Annotated in this window: 9 protein-coding genes; 6 read left to right on the top strand and 3 right to left on the bottom strand. The window is 61.5% G+C overall.

What is annotated here, in order from left to right; all coding sequences use genetic code 11:
• Window positions 1–8: 8 nt before the first annotated feature.
• Together SNL23_RS11485 and SNL23_RS11490 are read right to left on the bottom strand one after the other, a co-directional pair.
• On the bottom strand, window positions 9–1,400 hold the full coding sequence (locus SNL23_RS11485; protein ID WP_318302295.1) for an ATP-binding protein: 1,392 nt from the start codon (window positions 1,398–1,400) through the stop codon (window positions 9–11).
• Entirely contained in the window at window positions 1,397–2,107 is a 711-nt protein-coding gene (locus SNL23_RS11490) for a response regulator (protein ID WP_017479384.1), read from the bottom strand. The genes SNL23_RS11485 and SNL23_RS11490 overlap by 4 nt, the downstream gene beginning before the upstream one ends.
• A gap of 196 nt (window positions 2,108–2,303) precedes the next feature.
• On the opposite strand from SNL23_RS11490, the gene SNL23_RS11495 reads away from it, so the two are divergent.
• From SNL23_RS11495 to SNL23_RS11515, 5 genes are all read left to right on the top strand, one after another.
• A complete protein-coding gene (locus SNL23_RS11495; protein WP_318302296.1) occupies window positions 2,304–4,685 on the top strand; it encodes a TonB-dependent receptor in 2,382 nt (793 codons plus the stop codon).
• A gap of 3 nt (window positions 4,686–4,688) precedes the next feature.
• Window positions 4,689–5,369 (top strand): Fe2+-dependent dioxygenase, encoded by a 681-nt coding sequence (locus SNL23_RS11500; RefSeq protein WP_076016578.1) that lies wholly within the window; start codon window positions 4,689–4,691, stop codon window positions 5,367–5,369.
• Between the two features lie 28 nt (window positions 5,370–5,397).
• Window positions 5,398–6,513: an ABC transporter substrate-binding protein gene (locus SNL23_RS11505; RefSeq protein WP_318302297.1), complete on the top strand. Its 1,116-nt coding sequence runs from the start codon at window positions 5,398–5,400 to the stop codon at window positions 6,511–6,513.
• Between the two features lie 164 nt (window positions 6,514–6,677).
• Window positions 6,678–7,736: a FecCD family ABC transporter permease gene (locus tag SNL23_RS11510; RefSeq protein WP_076016576.1), complete on the top strand. Its 1,059-nt coding sequence runs from the start codon at window positions 6,678–6,680 to the stop codon at window positions 7,734–7,736.
• Entirely contained in the window at window positions 7,733–8,521 is a 789-nt protein-coding gene (locus SNL23_RS11515) for an ABC transporter ATP-binding protein (RefSeq protein WP_076016575.1), read from the top strand. The genes SNL23_RS11510 and SNL23_RS11515 overlap by 4 nt, the downstream gene beginning before the upstream one ends.
• 5 nt (window positions 8,522–8,526) lie before the next feature.
• Here the strand turns inward: SNL23_RS11515 and SNL23_RS11520 are convergent, their stop codons facing one another.
• Entirely contained in the window at window positions 8,527–9,078 is a 552-nt protein-coding gene (locus SNL23_RS11520; RefSeq protein WP_318302298.1) for a cysteine hydrolase family protein, read from the bottom strand.
• Between the two features lie 96 nt (window positions 9,079–9,174).
• Here SNL23_RS11520 and SNL23_RS11525 point away from each other — a divergent pair, with 96 nt between their 5' ends.
• Window positions 9,175–9,819 carry a glutathione binding-like protein gene (locus tag SNL23_RS11525; protein WP_318302299.1) on the top strand — a complete coding sequence of 215 codons (645 nt, stop codon included), beginning with the start codon at window positions 9,175–9,177 and terminating at the stop codon, window positions 9,817–9,819.
• Window positions 9,820–9,823 lie beyond the last annotated feature (4 nt).

A 9,823-nucleotide genomic window follows, 5' to 3' on the forward strand; every position in this document is an offset into this window, starting at 1 on the left:
CCTGCACTTCAAGGCTGGGATTTGCGTTGAAACTGCAACACCACCTCCAATCCCCCGCGTTCCCGATTGCTCAAGCTCAACCGCCCGTCATGGGCACTGGCAATCGTATGCGCGATGCTTAACCCAAGCCCGTACCCGCCGGTTTCCACATTACGTGAGCCTTCCACCCGGTAAAACGGCTCCATCACCTGTTCCAGCTGTTCTTGGGGAATCCCCGGCCCACGGTCGCTGATGACGATCTTCAAGCTGTCCGCCCTGTCCTCAACCCGCACCACCACTTCGCTGCCATAACGCACCGCGTTCTCCAGCAGGTTCTGCACGCACCGCTTGAGACTGCGGGCATACCCCGGCAGTGGCTGCTTGGCCCGCCCTTCTATCGTGACCGTCTCACCCACATCCTGCAGATCCGCCTGCAAGCTCTGCAGCAAGGCGTTGATGTCGATGTTCTGGCGCTTCTCGTTGATTTCGCCGCTGCTGACAAAATCCAGTGTGCTGGAAACCATGTGCTCCATTTCTTCCAGGTCGCTGCGAAAACGCTCCTTGGTGCGGTTGTCGTCGAGCATTTCCGTACGTAACCGCAGGCGTGTGATGGGTGACCGCAGGTCGTGGGAAATCGCCGCAAGGAAGCGCGTACGTTCGGCGATATTGGCGATCAGCCGCTGTTGCATGGCGTTGAACGCCTGGGCGGCGCGGCGTACTTCGGTGGGCCCATCGACGGCCAGCGGCGGCCGTTGAATGTCCCGGCCCAACGCTTCGGCAGCCTTGGCCAGGGCATTGAGTGGGCGAATGGCTAAACGAACCGCCACCAAGGCAATGATCACCAGCACCAGCACCCGCAGCAGATAAATGCGCATCACGTAGTCGAACAACAGGTCCATCGGCGAGGTGCTGGTCCAGCCCTGCTCCTCGGTGGCCTGCACCTGCAGCCAGCGCCCGTCCGGCAAACGCAGGTCAATCAGGAACTGCCCCACCACTGGCTTGGAACCGAGCAAGGTCGACAGCCCGGCGTGTTGGCCCTCGGCATCCAGCAACTTGAGACTCAACAGATGCAGGGTCTGCGTGTAGCCGGTTTTCTCCGACAGCACTGTATTCAGCAAGCGCTCGGTGGCCTGGTCGCTGTCGCTGATGCTGCTTGTCACCTCACTGGCGTGATCACTCAGGGTCAGGTGAAAGCGCGGCGTATCGAGCAGCTTAATCAGCACATCAGCCTGCGCCGGATCGCTGTGCACCAGCCGTACCACGTCCGCCAGCCGCGTGGCGATCAGTCGACTGGGGATTTCCAGGACCTGGCCGTGGCGCATGTCGTACCAGATGCTGCTGGTCAGGGCCTGGGCCGCGAGCATGCCACTGACCAGAATCAGCACCAGCCGGCCAAACAGCGAACGCGGCAGCAGTTTCACGATTGCAGTGCCACGTCGTCGGCGGTGAGCATGTAGCCCTCGTTGCGCACGGTCTTGATCAACCCGGCCGGCAATTGCGAACGCAGGCGGCTGACGCACACATCAATCGAGCGGTCGAACGGCGTGCTGTCTTTGTCGAACACATGGTTGAGCAAAAAGTCGCGGCTCAGCGGCCGGTTGGGATGCTGCAACAACAGGCGCAGCACGCGGTAATCGGAGTTGCCGAGGCTGACCACCACGCCTTCCGGCGAGAGCAATTGCCGCGCCCGGGTGTCCAGTTGCCAGCCGGCAAAGCTGATGCTTGGTGCTTCATCGAGCCGCGCCCGGTCCGGAAAACTCTGCACCCGACGCAGCACCACCTTGATCCGCACCAGCAGCTCCCGTGGGTCGAATGGCTTGGGCAGGTAATCATCGGCGCCGATTTCCAGGCCGACGATCCGGTCAATCAGCGTGCCCTTGGCGGTGAGCATGATCACCGGCGTGTTGGAGCTGACTCGCAGTTCGCGGCACAGGCTCAGGCCGTCTTCGCCGGGCAGCATCACGTCGAGGACGATCAGGTCGATGACATTCAGCGCGAGGCGGCGGCGCATTTCCTTGCCGTCGCCGGCAGTGGACACCTGGAAGCCGGCATCACTCAGGTAATCGCACAACAACTGGCGGATTTGCGGGTCGTCATCAACGATCAGCAGATGGTCTTGCTTGGCCATGGGGCAACTCGTCCGAAACTCAAAAGGCAGGAGATAGCCGAAACGTCAGCCAGGAGTACACGCAAATGTAATGGAATGTTGTGGGAAGCGGTAATCGCGCATACCCATTACAAAGCCACGGCGTGGCGGCCGGTATCGGTCTTTAGACTACCGAATCTAAATGAGATTAATTGTAATTTAGCCCAGGTCACTCCGAATGCCATTGCCTACCCCTCGCGCCCTGTCGCTGCAATCTACCCTTGCGCCGATGTTCGGCCTGCTTGCCGCCGGCAGCGTTTCTCCCACCGCCTGGGCCGATGCGCCGGTAGCGGCGTCCAATGATTCGGTGCTGAGCCTGCCGGAAATCAAGATCGATGGCGAAGCCACCTCAGCCTTCAAGGTCGACCGGGTGACCTCGGCAAAAATCAGCCAGCCGCTGCTGGACGCGCCGCAAAGCGTGACCATCGTCCCCCAGCAAGTGCTCAAGGAGCAGAACGCACAAACCTTGCAGGAAGTGTTGCGCAACGTGCCGGGCATCACGTTCATGTCCGGCGAAGGCAACCTGGGCTGGGGCGACCTGTTTTCGATTCGCGGGTTTTCCTCTGAGCAAAGCCTGACCGTCGACGGCGTGCGCGATGCCGGCCAATCCACCCGTACCGACACCTTCAACCTACAACAGGCGGAAGTATTCAAGGGCACCGGTTCGATCGAATCCGGCGTTTCCGCTGTAGGCGGCAGCGTCAACCTGGTGAGCAAAGAAGCGCACCTTGGGGACGCCAACAAGCTCTCGGCCGGCATCGGCACCGACAGCTACCGCCGCCTCACCGGCGACTTCAACAAACAACTCAACGACACCACCGCCCTGCGCATCAACCTGATGAAACACTACAACCAGGTGGCCGAGCGCGACGACGTGGACTACGACCGCTGGGGCATCGCGACCTCCCTCGGCTTCGGCCTGGGCACCGACACGCGCCTGTTCATCGACACCTTCTATCAAAAGGACGACAACACCCCGGACGGCGGCGTGCCGATCCAGCGCGGCACCGATGGCGACCGCATGCCTGGCGTTAAACGCTCCAACTGGTACGGCGACTCACACCTGTACACCCAGCAGACCAAAACCACCTCGCTGACCGCGCGCTTCGAACATGACTTCGACTGGAACGAAGCGACCCTGAAAAACCAGACCAAGTGGGAGCGCACCGACAACTTCGCCGTGCTCTCGCCCGCACGTTTCTTTGCTGCCAACGCCAATGGCCAGAAAACCTGCACCGGCACGCGCTGTGCGACCTTGGGCTACACCGGCGCAGGACCGATCAGCCAGGTGCCCGGCAGCACAGTAAATGCCTACCCGGGATACGCCAACAGCGGCAACACCGCCTTCGGCATTCTGCGGGGCAGCGACTTCGGTTTGTCCAAGCGCTACACCATCCTCGACAACCAGACCGACTTCAGCTTCAAGCTCAATACCGGCGGCCTGGAGCACGCTGTTGTCAGTGGGCTTGAGTTCTATCACGAGACCTACGGCGGCCTGAAACGCAACGCCGAAGTGCCGGCGGGCGATCTGTTCTTCGACATGAATGACCCCAACCACAGCTTCGCCAGCACCACCACCGTCAAGGGCGTGGGCGACCCGCGCTCGGTCATCGACAACGCCGGTATTTACCTCGGTGACACCCTCACCCTGAACGAACAGTGGCAAGTCCTAGGTTCGCTACGCTATGACCATTGGCAGGCCGAAACCAGCCAGCGCGGCCAAGCCACCATCAGCAGCACCGACGGCGCAGTGAGCGGACGCGTCGGCGCGGTGTACAAGCCGTTGCCCAACGGCAGCATCTACGCTTCCTACAGTGAAGCGGCACAACCGTCGGCCTTGGGCGCCTCGACCAACAACCAGATCTACGGCGCAGCCAACACCAGCAACTACACCCCGGCCAAGTCGAAAACCTACGAAATCGGCACCAAGTGGGACATTGCCCACGACCTGCTGAACGTCACCGCCGCGATCTTCCGCACCGAACTGGACAACTCCTGGGAGTACCAGGACGGCGAAACCGCCCCGGTACGCGCCCTCCCCGCCAAGCGCGTAGACGGTGTGGAGCTGGGCCTGCAAGGCAATATCAACCCGCGCTGGACGGTGTACAGCGGGTTCTCGGCGCTCAAAAGCACCCAGACCAAAGGCGCCAACAAAGGTGAGGAAGCCAAGAACGTTCCCGACCTGACCGCCAACCTGTGGACCACCTACGCCGTTACCGACGACCTGAGCCTGAGCTACGGCGCGCAATACGTAGGACGCCGCCGCTACAGCGACAACAAATACGTCGGCGGTTTGAACAATAACAGCAGCTACGCCAACGGCCCGTCCGGCGTGTACGCGATCTACACCCGCGACCACGAAAAGGCCCCCGGCTACTGGCTCAACAACGTGGCCGCGCAATACAAGGTGAGCAAGCAGACCACGGTCAACCTCAACCTCAACAACGTGTTCAACAAGTTCTATTACAGCCAGATTGGCGCGTCCCTGGATGGCTTCCAGCTCTACGGCATCCCGGGCGCCGGGCGCACGCTCACCGCCAGCGTCGACTATGAGTTTTAAGCCGTGATGATTGAAATCCCGGCCCTGTTGAGTGCCGAAGAAGTCGAGGTGGCCGTTGCCACCTTGCTCGATCAACCATGGGTCGATGGCAAGGTTACCGCCGGGAAGCGGTCGGCCAGGGCGAAAAACAACCGGCAACTGGCGGAAGACGCCCCGGTCGCGATTCGCCTGGGTGAGCAGATTCTGTCGCGGCTGTCGGACAACGCGCTGTTCATGTCCGCCGCCCTGCCGAAGAAAATCTACCCGCCCCTGTTCAACCGCTACAGCGGCGGCGAAGCCTTCGACTGGCATATCGACAATGCGATTCGCGGCCTCAAGGGTGTGCGCGAACGGGTGCGCACCGACATCTCCGCCACCTTGTTCCTGGCCGACCCGGCCAGCTACGACGGCGGCGAACTGGTGATCCGCGACACCTTCGGTGAACACGCGGTGAAGCTGCCCGCCGGGCACTTGCTGATTTATCCCGGCAGCAGCCTGCACAAGATCAACCCGGTCACTCGAGGCGAACGCATCGCCAGTTTCTTCTGGATCGAAAGCCTGGTGCGCGAAGACAGCCAGCGCCAGCTGCTGCTGGACATGGACGTGGCGATTCAACGTCTCACCGCGCAACATGCCGACGACCACGCGCTGCTGCAACTGAGCGGCGCCTATCACAACCTTTTGCGGCGCTGGAGCGATGTCTGATGCGCCGCCTTCACCTGGAGTTCTCGCCATGCTGAAACCCCGCAACCTCCTCAAGCTGGGCGCGCTGTTTGCCGTGCTGATCCTTGGCCACGCCGAAACGGCCGCCGCCCATGAAGTCACCGACGTGCTGGGCCGCAAGGTCGACGTGCCGGACCACGTGCAACGCGTGGTGCTCGGCGAAGGCCGCTTGATTTCGGCCTTTGCGTTGCTGGACAAAGACGCGCCGTTCCAACGAATTGTGGGCTGGCAGAATGATCTGAAGCTGCTCGACGCCCACACCTACAACGCCTACCTGGCGAAATTTCCGACGGTGAAGGACATCCCGCTGATTGGTCAGGCGTCGGAACAAAGCGTCAGCGCCGAGGAAATCCTCTCGCTGAAACCGGACCTCGCCGTGTTCAGCATTTCCGGCCACGGCCCGACCGAACACAGCCCGGTGGCAGACGTGTTGGCCAAGGCAGGGATCGCGGTGTTGTTCGTCGACTTCCGCATCAACCCGGTGCAAGGCACCCACGCCAGCATGACCGCCTTGGGCCAGGCTCTCGGCCGGGAAACCCAGGCCAAGGCGTTCCTCGACTTTTATGACCAGCACATCAAGGTGATCACCGACGCCGTCGCCACCTTGCCGGCCGGCCCGCGTCCGAGCGTGTTCCTGGAATTGCTGGCCGGCGCCTGGCAGGCACCCGGCCACACCACCGGCAAGAGCGGCATGGGGGAAGTGATCAAGCTGGTGGGCGGCCGCAACATCGCCGCCGACGTAGTGCCGGGTGCGCTGGGGGACATCAGTGTCGAGTACGCGCTGAAGGCTGACCCGGATGTGTATGTGGCCACCGGCAATCACAAGCCGGGGTTGATTCTGGGTGCTGGCGTGAGCGACGAAGACGCGCGCGGCGCGTTTGACGCCGTGCTGGCCCGCCCGGAGTTTGTGAACCTTCGGGCGATTCGTGAGGGCAATTCCCACGGCTTGTGGCATGACTTCTACAACTCGCCGTACAACCTGCTGGCGATTGAAGCGCTGGCCAAGTGGGTGCATCCGGAGTTGTTCGCGAAGCTGGACCCGAAGGCGACCATGGAAGCGATGAACCAGCAGTTCCTCGGCATGCCGTTGCAGGGTGCCTACTGGATTGATGGCAAGCCCAAGTAATCCTCCTGTAGGAACACGGTAAGTGTGGGAGCGGGCTTGCTCGCGAATGCGGTGTACCCGTCAGCGAATATGTCGACTGATACACCGCATTCGCGAGCAAGTCGAATCGTCGCACCGCCGCTCCCACATTTTGATCTCCATCGTTTTCGAGATTGTGTAATCCAATGACCACTCAAACCCTCGACCTCGCCGCCGCCAGCCAAGGCTATCGCCGCCTGCTGGCCCGCCGCTTCTGGCTGCTGGCCCTGCTGGGTGGCGCGCTGATTTGCGCGATCCTCGTGGACCTGGCCAGCGGCCCGTCGGGCATGGGCCTTGGCGCCTTGCTCGATGGCTTGTTGCACCCGGCCCACCTGAGCGCTACCGACCAGGTGATTATCTGGAACGTGCGCCTGCCCTACGCATTGATGGCGGTATTGGTCGGTTGCGCACTCTCGCTGGCGGGCGCCGAGATGCAGGCGATCCTCAACAACCCGTTGGCCAGTCCGTTTACCCTGGGGGTTTCCTCGGCGGCGGCGTTGGGCGCGTCCCTGGTGATTGTGTTTCCAGTGACAACGCTGTGGGTGTCGGCCAATACGGCGATTTCCATCTCGGCGTTTGTGTTTGCCGCCGCCTCGGTCTTTTTGCTGCAAGCCATGTCACGCCTGCGCGGTGCCGGGGTGGAAAGCCTGGTGCTGTTCGGGATTGCCCTGGTGTTCAGTTGCAACGCGGTGGTCGCGCTGTTGCAACTGGTCGCCACCGAGGACGTGCTGCAACAACTGGTGTTCTGGACCCTGGGCAGCGTGACCCGGGCCAACTGGGACAAGCTCGGCATCCTCGCGTTGGTGGTCGCGGTAGTCATGCCCTTCTCCTTCGCTGCTGCCCCGCGCCTGACCTTGTTGCGCATGGGCGAAGACCGCGCGCAGAGCTTTGGTGTGGACGTGAAACGCCTGCGGTTTTTCTCGTTGCTGCGCATCAGCCTGCTGTCGGCCACCGCCGTGGCGTTTGTGGGAACCATCGGATTTATCGGGCTGGTAGGTCCGCATATCGCGCGGATCCTGGTGGGTGAAGACCAACGCTTCCTGCTGCCGGCCAGCGCGCTTGTCGGTGCTTTGCTGCTGTCGCTTTCGTCCATCGCTAGCAAGCTGATCATGCCCGGCGTGATCGTGCCGGTGGGCATCGTCACCGCACTGGTGGGCGTGCCGATTTTCGTGTTGCTGGTTTTCAAGCGCGGGAGGCAGTTATGAGTACGGGATTGTCGATTCAGAACGCCCACGTCAGTTATGGCCGGCGCCAGATTGTGCATGACCTGAGTTTGCCGCCCCTGGCCTACGGCAGTTTGACCGCGTTGATCGGACCGAACGGTGCGGGCAAGTCAACGTTGCTGCGAGCGGTGGCCGGGCTGGAAAAGATGCAGGGCGTTGTCAGATTGGGTGACCTGGACCTGACGAAAATGTCCGTCGGCGAGCGTGCCCGACGCGTGACCTACATGCCGCAAAACCTGCCACCGGGGTTGAGCCTGAGCGTGATGGAAAGCGTAATCGCGGCGTTGCGAGTGGCGAATGTCGATGGCATCCCGCTTTCAAGCGACACATGCATGCGCGAGGCCTTTGATGCGTTGCAGCGGATTGGTATCGCTCATCTGGCGGATCAGCTATTGAGCACGTTATCCGGCGGTCAGCGGCAACTGGTCAGCCTGGCGCAACTGATAGCGCGCCGACCACAGGTGATGCTGCTGGATGAGCCCACCAGTGCGCTGGATTTGAACTACCAGTTAAAAGTCATGGACTGCGTGCGCGGCCTGGTACGGGAACACAACTTGATCGCCGTGGTGGTGCTGCACGACATCAACCTCGCCGCGCGTTATGCCGACCATATCGCGGTGCTGCGACAAGGCCGGTTACATGCCTGTGGCCCAGCGGACGAAGTGCTGGATGCGGCGCTGTTTGCCGAAGTCTATGGCGTGCAGGTCCGTATCGAACGGTGTTCGCAACAGACGTTGCAGGTGTTGGTGGACGGCGCCGTAGCCTGACCCCCCTACGGGAGGAGGGTTTCTGAAGAGATGACGGTGGCGTACTCGCCGTGGAGGTTGCCCAACGACATGGCATGCACCGCCTCCGCCGAATGCATCTGTCCAAAGAAGTCCGCCTTGTCGAAGGTGTAGCAGGCATCTTCGATAACCCACGTCTCAAACCCCAGGTTGCCGGCACTGCGGGCCGTGGCCTCCACCGAGTTATGGGTGGCCACGCCCACCAGCACCACTTGCCGAATCCCGGCGTCACGCAAACTCGCTTCCAGCCCCGTCCCACAAAACGCATCCGGCACCCGCTTCTGGATCAGTTGCTCGTCCGCCTGGGGCACAAACGCCTCCTGAAATTCCACCCCCGCCTGCTCCGGCCAGAACACCGACTCCGGCGAATGGGACAAATGCTGCACATGAATCACCGGCCAATCTTCGCGCCGCCAATACCCCAGCAACGCCTGCATACGCTCCTCGGCGTGCGGATTGTTGCGCCGCCCCAGCTTGGGATGATGAATGCCTTTTTGCTGATCAATCAAAACCAACGCTGCGCCCGCACGAATTTCCATATCGATAGACCCAAATGTTTCATTGAATTTTCGTCACCCTAACATCACCTATACCTACAGGCATTCGCTCAAGCATCACCACCCTTGGAGAGCTTCATGATCGACCTGTATTACTGGACCACCCCCAACGGTCACAAAGTGTCGTTGTTCCTGGAAGAAGCCGGTCTGCCTTACGAGGTGCACCCGATCAATATTGGTCAGGGCGAGCAGTTCAAGCCTGACTTCCTGAAAATCGCCCCCAATAACCGCATTCCGGCCATCGTCGACCAGAACCCGACCGACGGCGGCGTGCCGATTTCCCTGTTCGAATCCGGCGCAATCCTGCTGTACCTCGCGGAAAAAACCGGCAAGTTCATTCCCCAGGACCTGCGCGGTCGTCAGGAAGCATTGCAGTGGCTGTTCTGGCAAATGGGCGGACTGGGACCGATGGCCGGGCAAAATCACCACTTCAGCCAGTTCGCCCCGGAGAAGATTCCCTACGCGATCAAACGCTATGTGGATGAGACGGCCCGCCTGTATGGCGTGCTGGACCGGCGCCTGGCCGACCGCACGTTCGTGGCTGGCGATGAGTACAGCATTGCCGACATGGCGATCTACCCGTGGATCGTTTCCCACAAGTGGCAGAGCCAGAAGCTGGAAGACTTCCCACATGTAGAACGCTGGTTCAACCACATCAAGCAGCGCCCGGCGACGGTGCGTGCTTATGAGCTGGTGCAGAAGGTCAATCCGCCGAAATCCTGAAGGT

The sequence above is a fragment of the Pseudomonas sp. SED1 genome (assembly GCF_034044025.1).
GTDB lineage: Bacteria > Pseudomonadota > Gammaproteobacteria > Pseudomonadales > Pseudomonadaceae > Aquipseudomonas.

What these genes read in the sequence shown, in the direction of transcription:
- SNL23_RS11505 (WP_318302297.1), top strand. Translation starts at nt 5,398, where the DNA reads ATGCTGAAACCCCGCAACCTCCTCAAGCTGGGCGCGCTGTTTGCCGTG.
- SNL23_RS11525 (WP_318302299.1), top strand. Translation starts at nt 9,175, where the DNA reads ATGATCGACCTGTATTACTGGACCACCCCCAACGGTCACAAAGTGTCG.
- SNL23_RS11495 (WP_318302296.1), top strand. Translation starts at nt 2,304, where the DNA reads ATGCCATTGCCTACCCCTCGCGCCCTGTCGCTGCAATCTACCCTTGCG.
- SNL23_RS11490 (WP_017479384.1), bottom strand. Translation starts at nt 2,107, where the DNA reads ATGGCCAAGCAAGACCATCTGCTGATCGTTGATGACGACCCGCAAATC.
- SNL23_RS11520 (WP_318302298.1), bottom strand. Translation starts at nt 9,078, where the DNA reads ATGGAAATTCGTGCGGGCGCAGCGTTGGTTTTGATTGATCAGCAAAAA.
- SNL23_RS11515 (WP_076016575.1), top strand. Translation starts at nt 7,733, where the DNA reads ATGAGTACGGGATTGTCGATTCAGAACGCCCACGTCAGTTATGGCCGG.
- SNL23_RS11510 (WP_076016576.1), top strand. Translation starts at nt 6,678, where the DNA reads ATGACCACTCAAACCCTCGACCTCGCCGCCGCCAGCCAAGGCTATCGC.